Below are 24,274 nucleotides of genomic sequence, written 5' to 3'. Positions count from 1 at the left end.
GGAGCCTCGATCTGGTCGAAAGCCGCGGGGAGTTCAGCAGCGAATGTTGTTAGATACAGACAACTGGGTGTGGCTGCTGTGACTGCTGTTGCCAGCGCAGCAGACGCAGTCGACGAAGTCAGGAAGGCACCCCATGCGCACGGCCGCTAGGAGCCCGCTACAACACGACGGTTATGGAGCGGAACTGCCGTACAGAGGTCCGCGGGACGGTCTGTGAGCGTCGCTATGCGGAGGCTCTCAGGGGTTCGAGGGTGGCCAGGGCGAGATCGAGTCCGAAGATGAACTCCTCCGACGGGTCGTAGCCAGCAGCGACGAGTGCGGCGGCGGACTCGTTGAGGTAGGGGAACTCGCCCGGAGGAAGCTGGGGCAGGTAGACGTCCTCGGCCATGTCCGCGAACTCATCGGCTGTATCGAACGGCAGGTTGGCTTCCTGCAGGGCGTAACCGTAGACAAGGCTGTCGAGCAACCAGTTGGCGTGCGTCGCCATCAGAACCGAGAAGCCGGCCCTCCGCAGGCATGCGGTGACAGCCTCGCGGTGGCGGAGGTGCGCGGACCCCGGCGACGTCCGCGAGTCCATCAGGCCAATCGCCCACGGGTGGCGCGCCAGAACCTGTCGGGCGGATATCGAACGCCGTCGCATCGCCGACTGCCAGTCTGTCCCTTCGGGCGGGAGCTCAATTTCCTCGAACACGACGTCGATCATCGCGTCCAGCAACTGCTCCTTGCTCGCCACATAGTGGTAGAGGGACATCGCGCCCGCGCCAAGCTCGCGAGCCAGCCGGCGCATGCTCAACCCTTCGACCCCCTCGCGGTCGGCAAGCCGGATCGCCTCGACCACCACCCGGTGCTTGGTCAGCCCCGCGTCTGACGCGACCTGGCGTTGTTCCCTAGCGGACACAAATTCCTCGCTTTCTCAAAGTGCTTGACATTAGTACAGCGTACGCCCACACTCTATCGTACAACGTACGTCGTACGGTGTACGAGCAGCGAAGGTCGTTGCTCGGACGTAAGGAGGTTTCTGTGACAAACGAACAGCGATCGAAGGCCGGAACACCCCTGGTGCCGGGGGCGAATCTGGACGGGGCGGCGACGATGCGGGCCGCCGTCCAGCATCGCTACGGCCCGCCCTCCGTGATCGAGGTGTCCGACGTCGGGCTACCGCTACCCGGTCGGGGTGATGTCCTCGTCCGGGTGGGCGCGGCCTCGGTACACCCTGGCGACTACTTCGTCATGACCGGCGAGCCGTACATGGTGCGCCTGGTGTACGGGCTCCGCCGGCCGCGCCACGGCATCCCTGGCATGGACCTCGCCGGCGTGGTGGTAGCAGTCGGGAAGGATGTCACCGCTCTCCGCCCCGGCGACGAGGTGTTCGGCTGGAGCACCGCTGGAGCACTCGCGGAGTACGCCTGCGTCCCGGCGGACAATCTCGTGCCCGTGCCTGCCAACCTGTCGGTCGTGGACGCGGCAGCGGTGGCCACCTCGGCGATGACGGCGTTGCAGGCATTGCGCAAGATCGCGAATGTTCGACCGGGCCAGACGGTGCTGGTCACGGGCGCGTCAGGCGGTGTGGGCTCCTTCGCTGTACAGATCGCCAAGGCGTTTGGTGCCGAGGTCACGGGTGTGTGCAGCACCCGCAACATCGATCTGGTCCGGTCACTCGGTGCCGACAACGTCATTGACTATACGAGGACCGACTTCACCCGCACTGGTAAGCGCTACGACGTCATCCTCGACAACGCGGAAGCCCAGCCCCTGGCGGCTGTCCGCCGAGCGCTGACGCCCACCGGCACCCTGATCCCCAACAGCGGACGCGGCGGCCGCTGGTTCGGCCCCCTCGGTCGGATCGTCAAAGCGCGTGTGTTGTCCGGATTCACCCGTCAGCTGCTGTTGCCCTTCATGTCGGTTGGGAAGCGCCAGGACCTGCTCACCCTGGCCGAGCTGCTCACGGCCGGGCAGGTCAGGTCCGTCATCGACCGCACCTACCCGCTGGACGAAGCGGCCGACGCCCTCCGCTACGTCGGAGCTGGCCACACCCGAGGGAAGGTCGTGATCACCGTCTGACGACCGGACCGACGAGAACGACCCACCCCGTGCGAATGCACGCCCCAACCTGCCGCCTCTCCGGCGGACGGACCGCTCGAATCGAAAGAACAACCAATGACCCTCCGAACGAAAACCCCGAAACTGCTCGACAACCCGCGAATCCCCGTGCAGGCCAAGCTCGCGGCCGCCTGGACCAGCTTCATGTTCCTCGTTATTTACATCGACTACTTTCACCTCTACCAGCCCGGCGAAATTGACGTAATCCGGGGTGGCGAGATCTTTGTCTTCGACATCACCGGGACATTGGTGTCCATCTTCTTCGTGATCATAGCGATCCCGAGCCTGATGGTGCTGCTCTCGATGGCGCTGCCCGCCCGGGCGAACCGCGCCACGAACCTGGCCGTTGCCTTGCTTTTCATCCCCCTCTCCATCTTCAACGCGGCAGGGGCGACCTGGGACTGGGCCTTTTACTACGGCCTCACTATTGGAGTCGAGCTGCTGATCCTGGCCTTCATCCTGCGCTCCGCCTGGACCTGGCCCCGCACCGCACCGTCGGCGACCATGCCGACCAGCCCGGACCGTGAAGCCGTTCGCGCCCAGCAGCGAGCGTGAACTCAAGAGCAATCCCCGTCCGGTAGGGGCCTACCAAGGCCCCTACCGGACGGTCAGGTCACCGAATGCGCATCCAGGACCACCGCATCGTCGACACCGACCTTCAGCGCGGCAACGTCGTCGTCCCCCCACCGACCCGTCACGACGGGCACGCCGAACCGCCGCATCAAATCCGCCAATCCCACCACCACTCAGGAAGGTCCCGGTCATGATCGAGGCACACGAGCTCACCAAGCGCTACGGCGACAAAACCGCCGTGCACACCCTCAGCTTCAGCATTGCGCCCGGCACAGTGACCGGGTTCCTCGGCCCGAACGGTGCCGGCAAATCCACGACGATGCGCTTGATCATGGGACTGGACCGGCCGACGTCGGGCAGCGTCCTGGTCAACGGCAAGCCCTACGGGCAGCACCGTTCCCCGCTGCGGGAGGTCGGCGCCCTGCTCGACGCCAAGGCCGTGCAATGGGTTCGTCAGCGGGTGCGCGATCTGGCGGCCGAGGAACTATTCTCGCGGCCCGATCAAAGCAGAGCTCGACGGCATTAGCTGGCCTTAAAACAAGCCCATCGTTCGGTCCGGGAGCCTTTGGGGACCGGGTCATCCTGGAAGTAAGGGGATGACCCACTCCTAGGCGTCTTCGCCCAAATAGGACAACACCAGCCTTCACAAAAGGACCGCGTCTGTTCCTGCCCGACCTACGCCAACAACCGGTCGATCCCAGTGCCCGCCCGTGCCTGTCGAGGAGCCGAAAGAGCAAATCGATGGGCCACATTGTGTTACCGATGCCAGATGCCTGATGGGATCTCACCTGGCAGGGAACCCTCGAATATCGTCGATCGTGTCCGATCCGACATGACGGTCGACACGGTCCTAATACCAGGGAACTGGTGCGCTTCGCGAGCGCACCCTGCACCGAGCAAGGAGCCGGTTCCCGCGGTGCGGGTCCAGAGAGGCCACCCAGCATGACGGCCGCTGACGCGCTGAGGTCCGGCGGCCGACGCCAGCTCCACTCATCTGGGACCGGCCACCGGATCTGGCGAACGCCGGTGACGCCCGCTGATCCGTGCCTGCCTACGGGGGCCGATTTATGGCTCGGGTATGCTTGCAAGCATGGTGATGGTTCCGCTGGTTTTCTGGTGTGCCGCCCCGGTGGCTCCGCGACAGGCGTCCCGGTGAGGGCCTTTGTACCAGGCGGCGTTTTGGCCGTACTGCTACTGATGACCGGTTGCACCGAGCACGGCGAGGTGACCGGTCCGACCCAACTGACGCCTTCAGGGTCCGCGAGCCTGTCCAGCACGTCGAGCCCGTCCAGCACGTCGCCGCCAACTACGGAGTCTGCTGCGGGGGTCTCCCCGAGCAGTCGACCGGCTACGTCCAAGTCGCTCGCCCCCGGCGAGCTGATCGCGCTGAATCAAAACCTGATCGAGGTGGCCTGGGACAACGACGTCGACGAAGCTCGCCGGCTCATCGCAGCTGGCGCTGACGTCAACTACAAGGACGAGACCGAACAGAGCGCTTTCCTGATCGCAGCGAGTGAGGGCTACCTCGAGCTGCTGAACCTGACCCTGCGTAGCGGCGCGGACGTCGACGCGCGCGACAGCTTCAACGGCACCGCTCTGATCCGCGCCGCGGAGCGTGGCCACGCGGACGTGGTTCGAAGGCTGCTGGAGACCGATGTCTCAGTCAACCACGTCAACATTCCGGGCTGGACCGCACTGCACGAGGCGATCATCCTGGGCGATGGCTCGCCCCGGTACGTGGAGACCGTGCGGCTGCTCGTCGAAGGCGGCGCCGATGTGAGGCTCCCTTCCCAGCGCGATGGTCTGACGCCATTGCAGCACGCCACCTCCCTAGGCTTCCAGGAGATTGCTGCCATACTGCGCAACGCGGCCGAGCAGTAGACCGCGGAGGCCGCCTCAGCAGCAGGGAAAGGTCGCCACGATCGACGGGAGCCGGGGCATTGTGGTCGCCGTCGTTACCAGCGGATGCCTCAGACAGATTGTTCCGGCCACCGGAATGAGTCATTCCCAGGCCTGGAACAATCTGTCTTTGCTGTCTAGCGCGAACGAATCCGCTAGCCGAGCACCGTGTGCGACACGCTGTCCGGGTTGCCGAACCGGTGGGCTGTGATGCTGACAGCCTGCTCGTGCAGGAACGGAAGCATCTCGATCCGACCCGACTCAGTGACGGGTCCGGCGTAGATGGCAACATCCGGATCCCCGTCAGTGGCCGCGCACAGTTCCGAATAGCCGCCGCCGATCAGCCGAACCCGGCCAAGGGAAGCCGTGGGTGCGTGCTTCAGCCACGCGGCGTCGTCGTCCACGCCGTGTTCAATGTTGTGCGCCGAGAGCGCCGCTGTGAGAGCCGGCGGTAGCGGGTGAGCCGTCGAAACCCGCAGAGAGGCACCGGCACGCAGGCCGGCAGCGAGGACCCGGACCAAACCAGCGAGGGTGCCGGCCTCGTTGAGCCGCACCGTCACAGCACCGGCAATGTAACGGAACTCATTGCGTTCCACCCCGAGGCCCGACACATCGCGATTGGCACCGAAGGACCTGACCCAATGACGCTGATCGTCCGCGGTCGCCCGGGCCAGGAACCCCTGGTCGACGGCGGGGATATCGGCTGCGTGCAGCAGATCCCGGACCGGCCCACTCAACGGAGCATGAACGTTTCCGGGATGCAGCTCGACGGGGTTCCAGCTGCCCAGGTGCATCAGATAGTTGGGGCCACCAGCCTTCGCGCCCGGCCCGACAGCCGAACGCTTCCAGCCACCAAACGGCTGGCGCTGAACAATTGCACCGGTAATGCCGCGGTTCACATACAGATTGCCTGCCTGGACAGCGTCCAGCCACTGGGCGAGTTCATCGCCATCCATGGTGTGAATGCCTGCCGTCAGCCCGTAGGGGCTGGCGTTCTGCCATTCGATCGCCTGTGCCAGCGAGTCCGCGTGCATCACGCCGAGGACCGGACCGAAAAATTCAGTGAGATGGAAGTAGCTGCCCGGTTTCACTCCAGCGCGGACGCCGGGGCTCCACAGCCGTCCGGTGTCGTCGAGCTGCTTCGGCTTGACCAGCCAGGTTTCACCCTCGCCAAGAGTAGTCAGCGCGTCGCGCAGTTTCCCCTCAGCAGGCTCGATGACAGGGCCCATCTCGGTGGCCGCATCTTCCGGGTAACCAACCTTCAGCGACGCCACTGCGTCAACCAGCTGGTTGCGGAACCGCGCCGACTTCCCGGCCGCACCCACCAGAATCACCAGCGACGCGGCCGAGCACTTCTGCCCGGCATGACCGAACGCGGACTTGACGACATCGGCCGCGGCAAGATCGAGGTCCGAACTGGGAGTGACGATCAGCGCGTTCTTGCCGCTGGTCTCCGCGAGCAGCGGCAGGTCATGGCGCCAGCTGCGGAACAGCTTGGCGGTGTCGTAGGCACCGGTCAAGATGACCCGGTCCACCGACGGATGCGAAATGAGGTGCTGACCCACCGGCCCCTCCTCAACATCCGCGAAATGCAGCACCTCGCGGGGCACCCCAGCGTCCCACAGCGCCTGGACCAGCACTGCCGCGCAACGCTTGGCCTGCGGTGCAGGCTTCACGACGACGGCGCTGCCCGCCGCCAATGGTGCCAGAGCCGACCCCGCGGCGATGGCCACCGGGAAGTTCCACGGCGGCGTGACGACCGTCAGGCGTGCAGGCACGAACTCGGCGCCCTCCACCTGGTCCAGTTCCTCGGCGAGCAGTGCGTAATAGTTGGCGAAGTCGATCGCCTCGGAAATCTCCGGATCGGACTCGGCAACCGTCTTGCCGGTCTCACTGGCAGCAACTTCCACCAGGTCACCACGGATCGCTGCGAGCCGGGCCGCTGCGTTCCGCAGCACCTCGGCCCGTTCGGCGCCGGTCCGGGACGCCCATTCCTGCTGGCCGGCAAGGGCCGCCGCGATGGTGCGCTCGACGTCGTCGTTGGTGTCCAGCCAGGAAGCTTCCACCAACTCAACCCCCAGGGTTGACTCCGGAACCCGCTGAAGAATCTCGCTGGCCCAGTCCCTGATGGCGGGCAGCGACGGGTCGGAGTCGGACTGGTTGGCGAACTCGCCGGGTGCAGTTTCCACGAACCGGTCAACGCTCTGCGCCCGGTTGGGACCCGGCACCACGGCATCCACAGCGGCCAGTGAGGCGAGGAAACGCTGCTTCTCACGCTCAAACAGGTGCGGACTCTTGTTCAGCTCAAAGACAGCCGACATGAAGTTTTCCTGGCTCGCGTTTTCTTCGAGCCGGCGGATCAGGTAGCTGATGGCGACGTCGAACTGGGCCGGGTGCACAACCGGCGTGTACAGCAGGAGCGAGCCGACGTCCTTCTTGATCTCCTCCGCCTGCTCCTCGGCCATCCCGAGCAGCATTTCGAACTCGATACGATCCTCCACGCCGCGCGCCAAGGAGAGCAGGCGTGCGAAGGCGATATCGAACAGGTTGTGACCGGCGACGCCGATCCTGACCGCCTCCGCGTTGTCCGGACGCAACGCCCAATCGAGGCAGCGCTTGTAGTTGGTGTCGGTCGCTTCCTTCGACGGCAGGGTGGCGGGCTCCCACCCGTGAACCTTCGCGTCGACGAGTTCCATTGCCAGGTTGGCGCCCTTGACCAGCCGCACCTTGACGGCCGAACCGCCACGAGCACGACGTTCGGTGGCCCAGCTGGTGATGTCCTGCAGCGCGCCGAGCGCGTCCGGCAGGTAGGCCTGCAACACGATCCCCGCTTCGAGATGCAGCAGGTCCTCGGTGTCGAGGATGCGCTTGAAGACCGCCACGGTCAGGTCAAGGTCGTGGTATTCCTCCATGTCGAGGTTGATGAACTTCGGCGCCGGGGAGGAGGCAGCCAACCGGTACAGGGGGCGCAGCCGCTCCGCGACCCGCTCCACCGTCTCGTGGAAGTCCCACAGATTCATGGTGCTCACCACCGAGGACACCTTGACGGAGACGTAGTCGACGTCGTCGCGGGCCAGCAGTTTCTTGGTTCCCGCGAGGCGCGCGTCTGCCTCCTCATGACCGAGTACCGCTTCGCCGAGCAGATTAATGTTGAGTCGAACAGATTCGCCCCGCAAACCGGCGATGGCCTTGCCCAGCTTCTGGGGGCGGGCGTCAACGATCAGGTGTCCCACCATTTCGCGGAGCACCCGCTGCGCCACCGGGACCACGATGCCGGGCAGCGTCGGGGCGAGCGCGCCGCCAAGCTTCACGGCGCCGCGCATGTACCAGGGCAGGAACGACGGCGTCTGCCGCGCCAGCTTTGAGAGGTTGCGTGCAGCGACCGCGTTGTCTTCGGGCCGGATGACCCGGTCAACGAAGCCCAGTGTGAACTGCAGCCCGGCGTCGTCCTTCAGGACCTCGGCGAGGAGCTGCGCCGACCGCGACCCACGGGTGACTGTCGGTTCGGGGCGCCGGACGTCGTCCAGGTGCAGCCAGCGGCGGACCAGCGCGACGGCGTCGTCACCCAGGTCTGCGGGAGCGGGATCGGCTGTGGGAAAGAGCTGTGTCATGCGATCGTGCCTCACAATGTGACGGGCCACTGTCATCGGTTCCTGGTATCAGGTGGTATTCCCCTTGCGGGGCCGGTGGCCGATCAGCCGGGGGCGCACTCCGCCTCGGCGTGGCAGTGCGCGACCTGCGTGCGCGCGTACCAGGATCATCGTAACCCGCGCCACAGGTCGCCGTCGCCAATCTGCGCTAGAGTGGTCGCATGTCTGTAGTACAACTCCTTAGCTAGCCGCACAGTCAACCGTGCGGCATGCCCCTCCCTGGATGAGGGGCTTTTGTGTGTCTAGGGGCAATTGATCAAGAGGACAGGGCAACAACAGTGAGCACGCAACCCGACGCCGGGCAACCGGACGAGAACACCTACAGTTTCGCTGACATCGAAGCCCGATGGCCCGCGGAGTGGGACCGGCTCCAGCCGTTCAAGCCAGCCGACGACGGCTCACGGGAGCGCCGGTATGTGCTGGACATGTTCCCGTACCCCTCAGGTGACCTGCACATGGGGCACGCCGAGGCGTTCGCGATGGGCGACGTCGTCGCCCGCTACTACCGGCAGCAGGGGTTCGACGTCCTGCACCCCATCGGCTGGGACTCGTTCGGGCTGCCCGCCGAAAATGCGGCCATCCAGCGCAACGCACACCCGTCCGAATGGACCTATACCAACATCGAGACGCAGGCCAACTCGTTCCGCCGCTACGCGATCAGCGTTGACTGGTCCCGTCGGCTGCACACGTCCGACCCCGGGTACTACCAGTGGACGCAGTGGCTGTTCCTGCGCTTCTTCGAAAAGGGTCTGGCGTACCGGAAAAACTCGCCGGTCAACTGGTGCCCGAAAGACCAGACGGTGCTGGCCAATGAGCAGGTAGTCAATGGCGCCTGCGAGCGCTGCGGCACCCCAGTCACCAAGAAGAGCCTCAACCAGTGGTACTTCAAGATCACCGACTACGCGGATCGTCTGCTGGACGATATGGACCAGCTGCGGGGTCACTGGCCCGAGCGGGTCCTGGCCATGCAACGCAACTGGATTGGTCGCTCCGAGGGTGCCCACGTCGACTTCGTCATCGCAGAGGCCGACGGGCAGCCGGCCCAGAGCGTTCCCGTGTTCACCACCCGGCCGGACACGCTGCACGGCGCCACGTTCTTCGTGGTGGCGGCAGACGCCCCGTTGGCCCTGGACCTGGTCACCGAATCCCACCGGGCCGAGCTGGAAGAATACCGGGAGGGCATCAAGTCCCTGTCGGAGATCGAGCGGCAGTCGACCGAGCGCGAAAAGACCGGCGTGTTTACCGGCCGCTGGGCGATCAACCCCCTGAATGGGGAGAAGCTGCCGGTCTGGGCCGCCGACTATGTGCTGGCCGACTACGGCACCGGCGCCATCATGGCCGTTCCCGCCCACGACCAGCGCGACCTGGACTTCGCCCGCGCCTTCGAGCTGCCGGTCCGAATGGTCGTGGACACCGGTGCCGAGGATCCGGCGGTGTCGGGGATCGCCACCACCGGCGACGGCACCCTGGTGAACTCCGGTGAGCTGGACGGACTGGGCAAGGACGAAGCCATTGCCCGCGCCATCGATCTGGTCGCCGAGCACGGCACCGGCGAGCACACGGTCAACTACCGGCTGCGCGACTGGTTGTTGTCCCGGCAGCGATTCTGGGGCACCCCGATCCCGATCATCCACTGCGCCACCTGCGGCGAAGTACCGGTCCCCGACGACCAGCTGCCCGTCACGCTGCCGGAAGACCTGCGCGGCGGCGACCTGTCCCCGAAGGGGACCTCGCCGCTCGCCGCCGTCGAGGACTGGGTCAATGTGCCCTGCCCGCAGTGCGCCAGGCCCGCCAAACGGGACACCGACACGATGGACACCTTTGTCGATTCCTCCTGGTACTTCCTGCGGTTCGCATCCCCTGACACCACCGACGCGCCGTTCGATACCGACGCAGTGAACCGCTGGCTGCCCGTCGGACAGTACGTGGGCGGCGTTGAGCATGCCATTCTGCACCTGCTGTACAGCCGCTTCTTCACCAAGGTGCTGTTCGACCTGGGCCTGATCGGGTTCACCGAACCGTTCTCGGCGCTCCTGAACCAGGGGCAGGTGCTCAACGGCGGCAAGGCCATGAGCAAGTCGCTCGGCAATGGCGTCGACCTGAGCCAGCAGCTGGACAAGTTCGGCGTTGACGCCATCCGGCTGACCATGGTGTTCGCTTCCCCGCCCGAGGACGACGTCGACTGGGCGGATGTTTCGCCGTCGGGTTCGTCGAAGTTCCTGGCCCGTGCCTGGCGGCTCGGTCAGGACGTGACCAGTGCGCCCGGCGTCGACGTCTCAGGTGGCGACCGCGCGCTGCGGTCCATCACCCACCGGACCGTGGCGGACAGCGCTGCCCTGCTGCAGGGCAACAAATTCAACGTGGTCATTGCCCGTGTGATGGAACTGGTCAACGCAACCCGCAAGGCGATCGACTCGGGCGTTGGGGGCGCCGACCCGGCTGTCCGCGAAGCCACGGAGGCGGTGGCGATCATCCTGAGCCTCTTCGCTCCCTACACCGCCGAGGACCTGTGGAACCGGCTGGGGCACCCAGCCTCGGTGGCAACAGCGGGCTGGCCCGCGGTCGACGATTCGCTGCTGGTGCAGGAGACTGTCGTCGCCGTCGTACAGGTGCAGGGCAAGGTCCGTGACCGGCTGGAGGTGTCCCCGGACATCACCGAGGATGCGCTGCGGGAGTTGGCGCTGGCCAGTCCCCAGATCCAGAAGACCCTCGACGGCAGGGGAATCCGGACGATCATTGTGCGGGCTCCGAAGCTGGTCAATATCGTTCCGGAGTAACCATGCGGGCCGACAAAGCAGTGAAGTCTCCAGCAGGACAGGGTGGTCCGGCGTCGGCTGAACCACGCCCGTCGGCCGCGGAACAGGCACCACGGACGCCGGCAAAAACCGGTTCTGCGGCCTGGTACTCGATGAGGTGGCTGGAGCGACTGTGGGTCCGTCCGTCGGGATCCCGTGCCGCGCAGGAGGCCGCCGCACCGTCCCGCATCGCTGTGGTGACCGACTCGGCTGCGGCTATACCGCCCGAGTGGCTGGCAGCCGGGGGTGCCGCGCGTGGCGTCGTCGTCGTGCCCATGCCGGTGATGATCGCCGGACGGATCTTCGGTGAGGGCACGGACGACCTGACCGGGCCGCTGTCGGTGGCGTTGGCCGAAGGCGCCGAGGTGCGCACGTCCCGGCCGTCGCCGGGCCAGTTCGAGAGTGTCTACCGGCGGCTCGAAGCCGACGGAGCGACGGGAATCCTCTCGGTGCACCTCTCGGGCGACCTGTCGGGGACCACCGACGCGGCGCGCTGGGCGGCGGCGGCCGTCTCCATCCCGGTGGAGGTGCTCGACTGCCGGACGGTCGGGATGGCGATGGGTTTCGGTGTGGCGGCGGCCCAGGCGGCTGCGCGTGACGGGGTCGACCTTGCTGGGGCGTCAGCGGTAGCGCGCGCGGTCTGTGATTCGTCGACGGTCAGATTTCTGGTACCCAGCCTGGAGCAGCTTCGTAAAGGGGGCCGGATCGGTGCGGCAGCGTCCATGCTGGGAACACTGTTGTCGGTGAAACCGATCCTCAGTGTGCAGGAGGGGCGGATCCTGCCGCTCGAAAAGGTGAGGTCCCTGCCCAAGGCTACCGCCCGCCTGTTGGACCTGGTGGAAGCGGACCTTGCCGGGAGGCCCGGCGCCGTGGTCGCCTTCCACTACTTCGGCAATCAATCCCAGGTGCAGGAGCTGACACTGAACCTCCAGGAGCGCCACCCCGAAGTTCGGACAGTCCTGGCGCAACTCCCGGCAGTGCTGGCTGCCCACACCGGGCTGGGAGTCATCGCTATCGCCGTGGCAGGGCGGATTGACGACGACGGCGACGCTCGACCGTCCACTCCCGACTGAGTGCTACTGGGTTTACCCACATACGCAGCCGTACGGTCTCCCTCCCCTGGCGGTAAATCCTAGGCTCGACCCATGGCCAGACATCGTTGGGCAACCAGCCCACCGCCCCGCGGCGCTTTGGGGTTTCGACCGGATCCGATCGGGGCTGCTGATCCCTCCCTGGGATATGAGGATTCCGAGGCTTTAGATCCGCCCGGTCCGCCAGCCGATAGTGGGCGCCGGTGGGCAATCGGTCGTGGCGTATCCTTCGTGGTGCTTGGTCTGGCACTTGCGATCGCCTTCGGGCTTTTCCTGCTCCGGGGCGCGCCGGCACCGGAGATCACCTCGGTCGCGCTGGATAGTCCGTTTGCTGGGCAGCCGGCACCTCCGGTCCTCGCGTCAGGTGCACCAGCCTCATCGAAACCCACGCCGTCAGGTGCACCGTACTCGGGAACACTGTCCTCGGGAACACTGTCTTCGGGTGCACCGCCTGCCGGGGCGCAGCCAGCTGGAGCACCGCGCTCAGGGGCTCCGCCGCCGGGGGAGGAGGCAGCCTCCGAACGTCTGCTCGTCCATGTTGCGGGGGCGGTGACCCGTCCCGGAATTGTTGAGCTCGCCTCAGGATCCCGCGTCTTTGAGGCGATCGATCAGGCCGGGGGAGCACTCCCCGATGCCGATCTCGCCGCAATCAACCTGGCCGCTCAGATACAGGATGGTCTGCAGATCCGCGTACCCCTGCAGGGCGAGACCCCGGCTCCGGTTGCCCCTGATGGCGCAGCCAACGGCGGGTCGCCCGCGAATCCTCTGGGTTCCACTGGCCCGGCGGCCCCGGTGAACATCAACACGGCTGGAGTCGACGAACTGGAGACACTTCCGAGGATTGGCCCCGTGCTGGCAGAGCGGATCGTCCAATGGCGTGCCGCACACGGGGCGTTCACCCGGCCCGAAGATCTCGACGCAGTGCCAGGCATCGGTGAGGCCATGCTCGCTGCACTTCTCCCACTGGTCAGTGTCTAGGTCAGTGTCTAGGTCATGAGACCACGGCACAACTGGACGAGGTATGTCCGGGCCGCGACGGAGGGGGCGGACGCCCGAAGGGGCGCCCAGACGGGCGACGCACCGGTGGTGTGCGGTGCTGCTGCGACCGGCCCTGTGGCAAGCGTCCCGGTGGCGAGCGGTGCTACTGCGACCGGCCCTGTAGCGAGCGGCCCTGTGGTGAGCGGTACTGCTGCGACCGGCCCTGTAGCAAGCGTCCCTGTGAGCGGCACTATAGCGGGCCGTGCGGTAGCGACCCTGACGGCGGCGCGCAGTCGAAGCACACCGATCGGCCCCCTGACGAGCTGGCGGAAGAGGTTTCTGCGGGAGAAGCGGGGTAGGGACAGCCGAACAGCCGTTATCGAACCCCGTCACCGGGACTTACGGTTGTTGCCTGCCGCCGCGGTGGCGTGGATCACGGCAGCAGGGGTGACCCGGCTGGACGCCTCCTCCGCACTGCTCGGCGCCGTTGTGCTGGCGACGCTGGCCCTTTGCAGTGTGATCGGCTGCCTTGCCTCGGGCAGAGTCAGGCGGGTGGCGGTACCCTGTGTGGTGCCGCTGGCCATCGCTACCCTGGTCTGCGCGCCCGCCTCAGCCAGCCTTGCCGCACGGACCTCCGGCCCGGTATCGACTGCGGTCCAGGAGCAGTCCGCGATCACCGCTGTTGTGCACGCGACGTCGGATGCAGTGATGATCAGCCCCGACCGGTTTACCGGATCCTCCCGGTTTATGGTGGAAGGGACGTTGACGGCTGGAACGCTTGACGGGGTCAGGTTCACCGCGGGTACGCCGGTGGTGGTGATTGGCCCGGTGTCCTGGCATCCGGTCGCCGCGTCTGACTCGGTGCGCACGGCCGGGCGCCTGCTACCCACCAAATCCGGCGACCGGGCAGCCGCACTGCTCATCGCCGCGACCAGCCCGCAGGTGACCTCGCCTGCCGGCTGGACTACCGTTCCAGCCGAATTAAGAACTGACTTTTCGCAGCTTTCTTCCCGGCTGACGGGGGAGGGCGGGCTGCTGCCAGGCATGGTCATCGGCGACCGGAGCACACTGGACGAACGCCTGGCAGCAGATATGCAAACCACCGGGATGACCCACCTGACAGCGGTCAGCGGTGCCAACTGCAGTTACCTGTTGGCCTTCGTTTTCCTCGGTGCCCGCGCTCTGCGACTGCCGCGACTCCCGTCGGCGGTCCTGGGCGTCCTTGCACTGATTGGTTTCGTCATCCTGGTTCGACCCGAGCCAAGTGTGTTGCGCGCAGCGCTGATGGGCGGCATCGGAGTTGCAGCGGTGTTATCCGGGCGAGGGAAAGTGCCGCTGGCACTTTTGCTGCTCACCGTGGTGGTCCTCCTTACCATCGATCCCTGGCTGCACGCCTCCTTCGCGTTCATGCTGTCCGTTGCCGCCGCGGCCGGACTGATCCTGTTCGGTCCGGTACTGGCATTGAGGCTGAGCCGTTTCATGCCGCTGCTGGTCGCCCAGCTCGTTGCTGTTCCGATTGCGGCGCAACTGTTCTGCGCGCCGATCCTGACGCTGTTGCAGTCAACTCTCCCGCTGTACTCGGTTCCGGCGAACCTCGCAGCCAGCCCGGTGGTACCGTTCGTCACCATCGTGGGGATGGCGGCTGTCGGGTTGATCGCCGTCGCGGAACCGCTGGCGGTACCCCTGGTCCTGGTGGCCGGTTGGGGTACAGCGTGGGTAGGCGCAGTTGCAACCTTTTTCGCCTCGGCGCCCGGGGCGACCCTGCCGTGGGTAGGCGGTCCGGTGGGAGTGATTCTCACCGGAATGCTCTCGGCGGCAATCGTGCTGGCGGTGACTTTCAGCCCCCGGCGCCGGACTGTTACTCCCGGCCCAGGCAGGTCGACGAAGGTGAACCCTTTACCCGGGTTCAACCGGAATGAAGCCCATTCCGGTCACGGCGGGATCGGTGCCCTGCTGTGGCTCGCGGTAGGTTGTGTGGCGGGCCTTGCAGCCGTCACCTTGTGGCCCCCGGGCAGACCAGACAATGGAACCTGGCACATTGCTGCCTGCGACGTCGGGCAGGGCGATGCCTTCGCTGTCCGGACCGGCGAACGTAGCGTGATCCTCATCGATACGGGTCCCGAACCGGACGACGTCGACGCTTGTCTGGACCGGCTGGCGGTCGACACCGTGGAACTGCTCGTGCTTACCCACCTCCATGCCGATCACTATGGTGGAATCGAAGGAGTGTCGAGGGACAGGACGGTGCAAAGAATCCTGTACTCCTCCTCAGAACCAGCACTTCCCACGACTGTCACCGCGGTCCCTGCGCAACAGGTATCACCCGAGCGGCTCATTGCCGGCATGACTGGAGAACATGGCGACGGTGGCTCCTATGGCCGCGTCAGCTGGACGGTGCTCTGGCCAGAGGCCGGAGCACCAATAGATTCCGAGAATAATTCCAGCGCTGTGCTCGACGTCGTCATCGACACTGACGCCGCCCCCGATGTGGCCGTCCTGCTGACTGGTGATCTGGAGGAGGACGCGGCGCGTGCCATGTTGAGAGCCAGCCCCGGACTCAGTGAGCGGGGGGTGCAGATCCTGAAAGTAGCCCACCACGGTGCCCGCAACGGTGGGCTCGACCTGGCCCACACCCTCAAACCACGGCTTGCCCTGATTTCCGCTGGCCGGGATAACGACTACGGGCATCCACACCCAACTATCACTGCCGGATTGTCTGCGGCGGGGATTACCGTGGCCAGAACCGACCAGCTGGGAACGTTTCTGGTCTCCATTCAGGACGACTCACTCCGCGTCCACCGTTGACCCCCTTGTCCGCTTTGCGGCAGGTCCAGCCCGTGGCACAGTTGACGCTGAGGACTCGTTCCATCCACCAACCACCAGGAGCAACTAAGTGACTTCCAGGCCCGCCGCATCCCGCAAGGAATCAGCTGGAAGCTCAGGGATGCACTGGCGAACCGTTGTACCCGCACCAGTGGTGCTGCTCAGCGGCCCCGAGGAGTATGCCGCCGGCCAGGCAGTCGAACGCATTCGTCGCAGCCTGCGGGATGCACGTCCAGACCTTGAAGACGTGAAGCTGGACGCCGGCAAGTACGAGGCAGGCGATCTCACCATCCACGGGAGCCCATCCCTGTTTGGGGAGGCCAAATTGATCGAGGTGAGCGGCCTCGCCCAGATGAACGACGACTTTCTTCAGGACACGCTCGGATACCTGGCCGATCCTGCCCCCGATGTCGTGCTGGTGATGCATCACAGCGGCGGAAACCGTGGCAAGAAGCTTCTTGACGCACTCAAGTCTTCCGGGGCAACCGTTGTCGACTGTCAGCCGTTGAAGAAGGACTCGGACAAGGCAGACTTTGTTGTCGAGGAGTTCAGGGCCGCGGGCCGGCGGATCGGCGGTGGAGCCCTGCGGGCGCTGGTGGCAGCAGTTGGGTCCCAGCTCGCCGAACTGGCGGCAGCCTGTCAACAATTGATTTCTGATACGGCCGGTGAAATCACCGAGGAGACCGTCGAGAAGTACTACGGCGGCCGGGTGGAGGTCACCGGGTTCAAGGTGGCAGACGCGGCATTGGCTGGCCGTGGAGGACAGGCCCTGTCAATGCTCCGGCATGCCCTGGCGACCGGCGCCGATCCAGTACTCCTGACGGCGGCCCTTGCGATGAAGGTCCGGGCCGTTGCGAAGGTCCATCAGGTGCGGGGGAGCTCCGCACAGCTAGCAAAAGAGCTCGGGATGGCGCCCTGGCAGGTAGACCAGGCCCGACGCGACGCCCAGCGCTTCAGTTCCGAAGGTCTGGTTGAGTGCATTCAGGTGCTTGCGGAAGCCGATGCCCAGGTGAAGGGCGCCTCCCGGGACCCGGTGTACGCCGTCGAACGCGCAGTCACCACCATCGCCCTCGCTGGCCGCGGCTAGCGGCTCTGTACGGTCTGAAGTGCCGCTAGGCCCGGACGGCGCTCCGAGTCACTGCGCACCCGCTTGCACTCTCTGCGACCTGAACGTACCGCGCCTGACCCGTCTCGCGCTGTAGATACCGTCTCGCGCGGTAGGTACCGTCTCGCGCGGTAGGTACCGTCTCGCGCGGTAGGTACCGTCTCGCGCGGTAGGTACCGTCTCGCGCGGTAGGTACCGTCTCGCGCGGTAGGTATCGTCTCGCGCTGTAGTTATATGTGGCGCGGCAGCCGTTTTAGGCGGCGTTGGTCGGTTGAAGGCGCGTAAGGCGAAGGGATCAACCGGTTAAACGACAGATGGCCGGCCCGAAGGCCAGCCATCTGGAAATCGTCGAACGATCAGGCTCTGGTTAGAGAGCGTTGACCTTCTTCGAGATCGCAGACTTGTGGTTCGCTGCGTTGTTCTTGTGCACGACACCCTTGCTGACAGCCTTGTCCAGCTTGCGGCTTGCCGACTGGAGGAGGCTGGTTGCAGCTTCCTTGTCAGCTGAGCCGATCGCAGTGTTTACGGCGCGGATGGCCGTTTTCAGCTCGGACTTAACCGAGTTGTTGCGCTGGCGCGCCTTCTCGTTGGTGAGAATGCGCTTTTTCTGGGACTTGATATTTGCCACGTATTTAGAACTCTCTTTGTATTGCGGACTGGTCGTGAGGGTAATTCAGTTCAACCAATGACTGAGCGGCGTGGGGATACCGTAGGCGATTGGACTAAAGTGCCCGTCGACCTGCGCGGACACACAGCTGTCTAGATTACCAGAGATGCACGGATTAGTCCCGGCAGCCGGTCTGTCTGAGCGCGGCGCCGCATGTGGAAGGTCCCGCATGGAAAGTTGGGCAGCCACAATAACTCAGCCAAGCCGCGCCACCACACGATCAAACTGCGCCCGGGGGAGTACAGCGCCGATCCGCCTGACATCCGACGGTGCCAGTTGAATGATCCGGTCGGTTTTCACTTCGCTCGGTCTGCCCTTGACGTCCCACGAGCCGGACCCGATATCGACGTAGGCCGGATCCGATCCGCCGGTTCCGTTCCGGTCCCGGCTAGTCAGCGTCAGCCCCAGCAGCCTGCCCCGGTGGTTGCCGATCAGCAGGACCGGGCGGTCCTTGCCTTGACGGTGGTCCTCTTCATAGGGCACCCAGGCCCAGACAATTTCCCCCGCATCCGGGACATCATCGGCTCGGGGCGAATAGCTGACCTTCGGGGTGCCGGTGAAATCACCAGGGTAGGCGGCTGGTTTCCGGGCCGGTCCGGATCGCCGCTTCGGCGGCTGCAGCGCCCGCACAACGGTGCGGGCCAGCCGCAGGAAGGATCGGGAATCAAATGACATGCGGTAAAGGATACAGTTTGGCCAGTCCAGGCAATTCCAGATCACCCGCCAGCTCGTGGGAGACTGTTAACCGGGGCTGGTTTAACAAAACCCGCCCGAGGGGTGGGTTCACCTCGCTCCAAACCCTGTCGTTGTAGTTGAAACGGTTGCCGCGCAGCAGCCCTCGCAACAGTAAGGAATGTCCAGTGTCACCCAAGGCCCGCACCTCACCGGTGCCCGCCGCCACTGATCCGGCGATTATCAGAAACTTCTGCATCATCGCGCACATTGATCATGGGAAGTCCACCCTGGCGGACAGGATGCTGCAGCTCACCGGCGTCGTCGAGCAGCGTGACATGAAGGCCCAGTACCTGGACCGGATGGACATCGAGCGTGAACGTGGCATCACCATCAAATCCCAGGCGGTGCGGCTGCCCTGGGAACTCGACGGTGTCAGCCACGCGCTGAACATGATCGACACGCCAGGCCACGTTGACTTCACCTACGAGGTTTCCCGGTCGCTCGCGGCCTGCGAAGGGGCGATCCTGCTGGTCGATGCCGCCCAGGGGATCGAAGCCCAGACACTTGCCAACCTTTACCTGGCGATGGAAAACAACCTCACCATCATTCCGGTCCTGAACAAGATCGACCTGCCCGCCGCCCAGCCCGAGAAGTATGCTGCCGAGCTGGCGAACCTGATCGGTGGCGACCCCGACGACGTCCTCAGGGTCTCCGGGAAGACCGGTATGGGGGTCGAAGCACTGCTGGACAAGATTGTCAGGGACCTGCCGCCTCCTGTTGGTGACCCCAACGCCCCCGCACGGGCGATGATCTTCGACTCCGTGTATGACACCTACCGCGGTGTCGTCACCTACGTCCGCGTGGTCGACGGCATGCTGCATCCCCGCGAGCGGATCCAGATGATGTCCACCCGCGCCAGTCACGAACTCCTCGAAATTGGCGTCAGCTCCCCGGAGCCCACCCCATCCAAGGGGCTTGGCGTGGGCGAGGTCGGCTACCTCATCACTGGTGTGAAAGACGTCCGGCTGTCCAAGGTGGGTGACACGGTTACCAACCTGGCCAAGCCAGCCCAGGCATCCCTGCCCGGATATGCCGATGCGAAGCCCATGGTCTTCTCCGGTCTGTACCCGCTAGACGGCACCGATTACCCGGTGCTTCGCGACGCGCTGGAAAAGCTGATGCTCAACGATGCAGCGCTCGTCTACGAACCCGAGACCTCCGCGGCACTGGGCTTCGGGTTCCGGGTGGGCTTCCTCGGGCTCCTTCACCTGGAGATCACCAGGGAGCGGCTCGAGCGCGAGCATAACCTCAACCTGATTTCCACGGCACCCAACGTGGAGTACCTGGTGACGCTCGAGGACAAAAAGATGGTCCATGTGACCAACCCCAGCGAGTACCCGACCGGGAAGATCGCCGAGGTCCGCGAGCCTATGGTTTCGGCGACCATCCTGGCGCCCACCGAGTTCGTCGGTGCCATCATGGAGCTGTGCCAGAGCCGGCGCGGCGTGATGGGCGGAATGGATTACCTCTCCGAGGACCGGGTGGAGATCCGGTACCGACTGCCACTGGCCGAGATCGTGTTCGACTTCTTCGACATCCTCAAATCCCGGACCCGCGGGTACGGCTCGCTGGACTGGAAGAGCGACGGCGACCAGGTCGCCGACCTGGTCAAGGTCGACATCATGCTGCAGGGCGAACAGGTCGATGCGTTCTCGGCCATCACCCACCGCGACAAGGCCTACGCCTATGGCGTCATGATGACCGGCAAGCTGCGTGAACTCATCCCACGGCAGCAGTTCGAGGTCCCCATCCAGGCGGCCATCGGGTCACGGATTATTGCCAGGGAAAGCATCAGGGCCATCCGCAAGGACGTCCTCGCGAAGTGCTACGGCGGTGACATCACCCGTAAACGCAAACTTCTGGAGAAACAGAAGGAAGGCAAGAAGCGGATGAAGATGGTGGGACGCGTCGAAGTCCCGCAGGAAGCCTTCATCGCGGCCCTCACCACCGACGAGTCCAAGGACAAGGTCAAGAAGTAGCAATGCCAGGTGCCCTCCCTCTTGGCTTGCCAGCGCCGGAAAGCGGCCTGCTGCCGGAGCAGGCCGCCGTCGGCAGCGCCGACCGGAAGCTGGGGCTCTACGTCCACATCCCGTTCTGCGCTGTGCGCTGCGGCTACTGCGACTTCAACACCTACACGGCCACTGAGCTGGGTGGGGGCGCATCGCAAGACCGCTATGCCGCAACGGTCAGTGCTGAACTGGACCTCGCAGCCGGTGTCCTGACCGCTTCCGGCACCGCGCCCCGCCAGCTATCGACAGTGTTCTTCGGTGGCGGCACTCCCACCCTCCTCCCCGCAGCTGATCTGGCGACGGTGCTGCGCACCGCCGTCGGGCACTGGGGGCTCGCACCAGGCGCTGAAGTCACCACGGAGGCCAACCCCGATTCGGTCACGCCCGAGTCTCTTGCGGTGCTGGCGCAGGCGGGTTTCACCAGGGTGTCGTTCGGGATGCAGTCGGCTGTTCCGCACGTGCTGAAGGTTCTGGACCGCACCCATGCGCCCGAACGGGTGCCACTGGCCGTGCAATGGGCGCGGGAAGCCGGGCTGCGCGTCAGCCTTGACCTGATCTACGGCACCCCGGGGGAGTCCGCAGCCGACTGGCAGCAGACCCTTGACGCGGCGCTGTCCTACGGTCCGGACCACGTCTCTGCCTACGCACTGATTATCGAGGACGGCACCAAACTTGCGGCCCGGATCCGCCGTGGCGAGGTGCCCGACATCGACGACGACGATCACGCCGAGAAGTACGCCCTGGCCGAACGCGCGATGGCAGCCGCCGGACTGGGATGGTACGAGGTGAGCAACTGGGCCCGCACACCTGCGGACGAGTGCAGGCATAATCTTGCCTACTGGCGTGGCGACGACTGGTGGGGAGCTGGTCCCGGCGCGCACTCGCATCTGGGCGGTGTGCGGTGGTGGAATGTGAAGCACCCGACCGCGTACGCCCAGCGCCTCTCAACCGGAGTGTCACCGGCCGCTGGCCGCGAAATCCTGGACGCGGAGACCCGCTACACCGAGGACGTGATGCTTCGCGCCAGGCTGCGCGAGGGCCTACCAACCCGGGTGCTGCACCCAGGGGGGCGGCTTGCCGTCGCCGGATTGATTGCTGATGAACTGATCGTTGCAGCGGAGGCCTTCGCCGGAACGATCACGCTCACTGGCAAGGGCCGGTTGCTCGCCGACGCGGTCGTCCGCAGGCTACTACCCGATTAGCTCCTAACGGAAGAGCCGCAGGTTGAACGCGTACCGGTAGGGGCGGCCACGGTTGACCTGAATCCCGGCAATGACCGAGGATACGGCGATTGCTACCCAGATCAGGGCGTTGACGACGGCGAACATGCCGCCGACCGCTGGCAAGAGGGAGAGCAGCCAGGCCACGAACGCCAACACCGTCGGCGGGAAGGTGAAGTTGAACGCCTCCCGTGCTTCCTGGGCGGTGAAAGGTCCCCGGTTCTTGAAAATCAGCAGTATGAGCAGCGACGGGATGAAACCGAGGATTCCCCCGAAGTGCGACAGGGTTGCCCACTGCCGGTCTTCCGTCGCGGTCAGAGGCAGGGCATTCGCCGGGGCACCCTCAAAAGCGGATCGGGGCTGGCCGTGGCCGTCCTCGGATCCGTGGTGTCCGTGCTGGTCGGCGGGGTTAGACAACTGAACATCCTCTATTGCTTCGGGGCAGCCTTGATCAGGAGCCTTCCTATCTAGGATACTTCGTCGCCAGCAAACGTGCACTGGGGCTTAGGTGGTCGCGTCGAAATCTCCGGGAGGGGTCAAAAAATCGATCACTTCTTCGACCCGCCCGAGCAGCGACGGTTCAAGGTCGGAGTAACTATTGACGCACCCCAGCAACCGCTTCCAGCCATGTGCCACCGCTGCCTTGTCGGCGTTCGGCCAGCCGAGGCCGGCGAGTATTCCGGTCTTCCAGTCCTGGCCCCGTGGTACCACCGGCCACGCGGTGAGCCCGACGGCCGCCGGCTTGATTGCCTGCCACACATCGACATACGGGTGTCCCACCACCAGGACGTTGGCGGCGGCTCCCGGAACCTTCATGGCTTCCTGGGCGATGCGCTGTTCCTTCGACCCCGCTACCAGATGGTCGACGAGGATACCGAGCCGGCGGTTCGGTCCAGGACTAAAGGTGCGGATCATCCCGGCAAGGTCGTCAACGCCGTGCAGCGGTTCGACGACGATCCCCTCAAGACGCAGATCGTCGCCCCACACTTTTTCGATCAGCTCAGCATCGTGCTGTCCCTCCACCCAGATCCTGCTGGCCCGGGCGGTCCTCGCGCGGGCGCCCTCCACTTTGACCGATCCCGACGCCGTCACCTTGCGGGCTGGCGCTGGTGGTGCCAGCGCGGGTGCCACCACCTCAACGGGCCCGCCGTCGACGTGGAACCCGAACCCGAGCGGGAAAGTCTTGAGTCTGCCGCGCCGGTCCTCGAGCACCATGACGTGCATGCCACCAGATTTCTCCACCCGGACCACTGCGCCAACGTAACCGCTCTGCACATCCTCCAGAACCAGGCCCCGGCTGACCGGAACCTTTGGCAGGGAAACCTGGCGGGGGGCTGAGATGTCCTGGGCGCCCCATTCATAACTGGACAAAATTGTTGCTCACTTCCCGACTCGCCGCTGGACGGTCCGGCCAGGGATTTTCAATGCTAACAATCCCTTCGAACGTACTAGACTTGGCACTTGGGCGTGTCGAGTGCCAGATCTGCCGGAAGAGACAGTAAACGTGTGCGGAGGTGAAAAGTGAGCGAACCACGCAGACTTGAAGTGTTGCGTGCCATCGTCGAGGACTATGTGCATTCCCGCGAGCCTGTGGGCTCCAAAGCACTCGTGGAGCGGCATCAGCTGGGGGTATCATCGGCCACCATCCGTAATGATATGGCTGTCCTGGAGGAAGAGGGGCTGATCACTGCGCCTCACACCAGCTCGGGTCGCATCCCCACCGACAAGGGCTACCGACTGTTTGTCGACCAGATTTCCGAGGTCAAGCCTCTGTCTGCTGCCGAAAAGCGCGCCATCCAGGCGCTCCTGGAGGAGGCAGAGGATCTCGACGACGTCATGGACCGGACAGTGCGGCTGCTCTCCCACCTGACCAATCAGGTTGCGGTGGTCCAATACCCACATCTGGGTAGCGCAGCCGTCCGGCACCTGGAGTTCGTCCTACTGGCGCCCAACCAGGTACTGGTGGTGCTCATAGCGACCAACGGAACAGTCCAGCAGCGGGTTGTCCCGCTGCCCGAACCGGTGCCCGAATCATCCCTCGCCGAGCTTCGGCAGCACTTCCTCGGTTCCGTCGCCGGCACCAAGCTGGCGTCCCTTCCGCAGGAACTCGCACTCGCCGTGGGAGCCCTGTCGTTCCAGCAACGCAGGGCGGGCACCGTGCTGGCGCGGGCGCTCGAACAGTTGGCCGGGATCAACCGGGATGACCGGATTGTGATGGCTGGTACAGCAAACCTGGCCCGATCCACCGTAGACTTTCCCCTGAGCATCGGGCCGGTGCTCGAGGCCCTGGAGGAGCAGGTAGTAATGCTTCGCCTGCTTTCCGAAATGAAGCAGGATGCGTTTGGCGTCTCGGTGCGGATCGGCCGGGAGAACCCGCACGGCGGCCTCGCTGAAGCCTCGGTGATTGCCACCGGATACGGTCCCGACTCGTTGGCCAAGGTAGGAGTCCTTGGGCCAACCCGAATGGACTACCCGACGTCGATGTCGGCGGTGCGGGCGGTAGCCCGGTACCTATCGCGGATCCTGACGGACTAACCCTGACGTAACCGCATCAGCGAACTTGTTGTAGAAACAGTCGACCCCATACCGGCAGGGCACCAAGCCCTGCACCGGTCAGTGACATAGGAAG

At 65.2% G+C, this 24,274-nt stretch carries 18 protein-coding genes and 1 pseudogene; 12 read left to right on the top strand and 7 right to left on the bottom strand.

The features are described from left to right. Positions 1-223: 223 nt before the first annotated feature. On the bottom strand, positions 224-898 hold the full coding sequence (locus tag ACX80Z_RS03570) for a TetR/AcrR family transcriptional regulator (RefSeq protein WP_459314929.1): 675 nt from the start codon (positions 896-898) through the stop codon (positions 224-226). Positions 899-1,020: 122 nt separating this feature from the next. Between ACX80Z_RS03570 and ACX80Z_RS03565 the strand changes: the two genes are divergently transcribed. Then, positions 1,021-2,061, top strand: coding sequence for an NAD(P)-dependent alcohol dehydrogenase (locus ACX80Z_RS03565; RefSeq protein ID WP_459314928.1), 1,041 nt, complete (start codon positions 1,021-1,023; stop codon positions 2,059-2,061). 96 nt (positions 2,062-2,157) lie between these two features. Further along, on the top strand, positions 2,158-2,655 hold the full coding sequence (locus tag ACX80Z_RS03560) for a DUF6326 family protein (protein ID WP_459314926.1): 498 nt from the start codon (positions 2,158-2,160) through the stop codon (positions 2,653-2,655). A 53-nt stretch (positions 2,656-2,708) separates the two neighbouring features. Here ACX80Z_RS03560 and ACX80Z_RS03555 read toward each other — a convergent pair whose 3' ends face one another. After that, positions 2,709-2,834 carry a hypothetical protein gene (locus ACX80Z_RS03555; RefSeq protein ID WP_459314925.1) on the bottom strand — a complete coding sequence of 42 codons (126 nt, stop codon included), beginning with the start codon at positions 2,832-2,834 and terminating at the stop codon, positions 2,709-2,711. Between the two features lie 29 nt (positions 2,835-2,863). Here ACX80Z_RS03555 and ACX80Z_RS03550 point away from each other — a divergent pair. Both ACX80Z_RS03550 and ACX80Z_RS03545 read left to right on the top strand, forming a co-directional pair. Next, positions 2,864-3,151, top strand: a pseudogene (locus tag ACX80Z_RS03550) (ATP-binding cassette domain-containing protein); the annotation flags it as partial. 701 nt (positions 3,152-3,852) lie between these two features. Then, on the top strand, positions 3,853-4,554 hold the full coding sequence (locus ACX80Z_RS03545; RefSeq protein WP_459314924.1) for an ankyrin repeat domain-containing protein: 702 nt from the start codon (positions 3,853-3,855) through the stop codon (positions 4,552-4,554). A gap of 173 nt (positions 4,555-4,727) precedes the next feature. Here ACX80Z_RS03545 and ACX80Z_RS03540 read toward each other — a convergent pair whose 3' ends face one another. Then, positions 4,728-8,183, bottom strand: coding sequence for a bifunctional proline dehydrogenase/L-glutamate gamma-semialdehyde dehydrogenase (locus tag ACX80Z_RS03540; protein ID WP_459314923.1), 3,456 nt, complete (start codon positions 8,181-8,183; stop codon positions 4,728-4,730). 317 nt (positions 8,184-8,500) lie between these two features. On the opposite strand from ACX80Z_RS03540, the gene leuS reads away from it, so the two are divergent. The 5 genes from leuS to holA all read left to right on the top strand — a co-directional run bounded on the left by leuS (position 8,501) and on the right by holA (position 16,996). Further along, positions 8,501-10,999 (top strand): leucine--tRNA ligase, encoded by a 2,499-nt coding sequence (gene leuS / locus ACX80Z_RS03535; protein ID WP_459314922.1) that lies wholly within the window; start codon positions 8,501-8,503, stop codon positions 10,997-10,999. A 2-nt stretch (positions 11,000-11,001) separates the two neighbouring features. Further along, complete coding sequence (locus tag ACX80Z_RS03530) at positions 11,002-12,090, top strand: DegV family protein (protein ID WP_459314921.1); 1,089 nt, start codon at positions 11,002-11,004, stop codon at positions 12,088-12,090. 72 nt (positions 12,091-12,162) lie between these two features. Beyond that, complete coding sequence (locus ACX80Z_RS03525; protein ID WP_459314920.1) at positions 12,163-13,086, top strand: helix-hairpin-helix domain-containing protein; 924 nt, start codon at positions 12,163-12,165, stop codon at positions 13,084-13,086. 240 nt (positions 13,087-13,326) lie between these two features. Then, the gene (locus tag ACX80Z_RS03520) at positions 13,327-15,891 is read left to right on the top strand and encodes a ComEC/Rec2 family competence protein (RefSeq protein ID WP_459314919.1); all 2,565 of its coding nucleotides are present in this window, start codon (positions 13,327-13,329) and stop codon (positions 15,889-15,891) included. 139 nt (positions 15,892-16,030) lie between these two features. Beyond that, positions 16,031-16,996 (top strand): DNA polymerase III subunit delta, encoded by a 966-nt coding sequence (holA, locus tag ACX80Z_RS03515; RefSeq protein WP_459315007.1) that lies wholly within the window; start codon positions 16,031-16,033, stop codon positions 16,994-16,996. A gap of 385 nt (positions 16,997-17,381) precedes the next feature. On the opposite strand, the gene rpsT is transcribed toward holA, so the two are convergent. Beyond that, complete coding sequence (gene rpsT / locus ACX80Z_RS03510; RefSeq protein WP_019482781.1) at positions 17,382-17,642, bottom strand: 30S ribosomal protein S20; 261 nt, start codon at positions 17,640-17,642, stop codon at positions 17,382-17,384. Positions 17,643-17,876: 234 nt separating this feature from the next. Next, a complete protein-coding gene (locus ACX80Z_RS03505; RefSeq protein ID WP_459314918.1) occupies positions 17,877-18,356 on the bottom strand; it encodes a type II toxin-antitoxin system PemK/MazF family toxin in 480 nt (159 codons plus the stop codon). Positions 18,357-18,541: 185 nt separating this feature from the next. Between ACX80Z_RS03505 and lepA the strand changes: the two genes are divergently transcribed. Further along, on the top strand, positions 18,542-20,395 hold the full coding sequence (lepA, locus tag ACX80Z_RS03500) for a translation elongation factor 4 (RefSeq protein ID WP_116777831.1): 1,854 nt from the start codon (positions 18,542-18,544) through the stop codon (positions 20,393-20,395). Between the two features lie 2 nt (positions 20,396-20,397). Then, positions 20,398-21,627, top strand: coding sequence for a radical SAM family heme chaperone HemW (hemW, locus tag ACX80Z_RS03495; protein ID WP_459314917.1), 1,230 nt, complete (start codon positions 20,398-20,400; stop codon positions 21,625-21,627). Positions 21,628-21,630: 3 nt separating this feature from the next. Here the strand turns inward: hemW and ACX80Z_RS03490 are convergent, their stop codons facing one another. Both ACX80Z_RS03490 and ACX80Z_RS03485 read right to left on the bottom strand, forming a co-directional pair. After that, entirely contained in the window at positions 21,631-22,062 is a 432-nt protein-coding gene (locus ACX80Z_RS03490; RefSeq protein WP_024475925.1) for a DUF4870 domain-containing protein, read from the bottom strand. Between the two features lie 87 nt (positions 22,063-22,149). Then, on the bottom strand, positions 22,150-23,016 hold the full coding sequence (locus tag ACX80Z_RS03485) for a DUF3097 family protein (protein WP_024475924.1): 867 nt from the start codon (positions 23,014-23,016) through the stop codon (positions 22,150-22,152). 150 nt (positions 23,017-23,166) lie between these two features. Between ACX80Z_RS03485 and hrcA the strand changes: the two genes are divergently transcribed. Next, positions 23,167-24,180 carry a heat-inducible transcriptional repressor HrcA gene (gene hrcA, locus ACX80Z_RS03480; RefSeq protein WP_019482776.1) on the top strand — a complete coding sequence of 338 codons (1,014 nt, stop codon included), beginning with the start codon at positions 23,167-23,169 and terminating at the stop codon, positions 24,178-24,180. The last annotated feature ends 94 nt before the right edge of the window (positions 24,181-24,274 follow it).

Source organism: Arthrobacter sp. TMT4-20, from assembly GCF_054510775.1.
The sequence above is the reverse complement of the archived record's forward strand: the minus strand, read 5'-3'. Positions and strand labels throughout refer to the sequence as shown.

Excerpts from the sequence above, each read along its gene's own strand:
- ACX80Z_RS03530 (WP_459314921.1), top strand. The coding sequence starts at position 11,002 with ATGCGGGCCGACAAAGCAGTGAAGTCTCCAGCAGGACAGGGTGGTCCG.
- ACX80Z_RS03505 (WP_459314918.1), bottom strand. The coding sequence starts at position 18,356 with ATGTCATTTGATTCCCGATCCTTCCTGCGGCTGGCCCGCACCGTTGTG.
- ACX80Z_RS03540 (WP_459314923.1), bottom strand. The coding sequence starts at position 8,183 with ATGACACAGCTCTTTCCCACAGCCGATCCCGCTCCCGCAGACCTGGGT.
- ACX80Z_RS03560 (WP_459314926.1), top strand. The coding sequence starts at position 2,158 with ATGACCCTCCGAACGAAAACCCCGAAACTGCTCGACAACCCGCGAATC.
- holA (WP_459315007.1), top strand. The coding sequence starts at position 16,031 with ATGCACTGGCGAACCGTTGTACCCGCACCAGTGGTGCTGCTCAGCGGC.
- hemW (WP_459314917.1), top strand. The coding sequence starts at position 20,398 with ATGCCAGGTGCCCTCCCTCTTGGCTTGCCAGCGCCGGAAAGCGGCCTG.
- ACX80Z_RS03525 (WP_459314920.1), top strand. The coding sequence starts at position 12,163 with ATGGCCAGACATCGTTGGGCAACCAGCCCACCGCCCCGCGGCGCTTTG.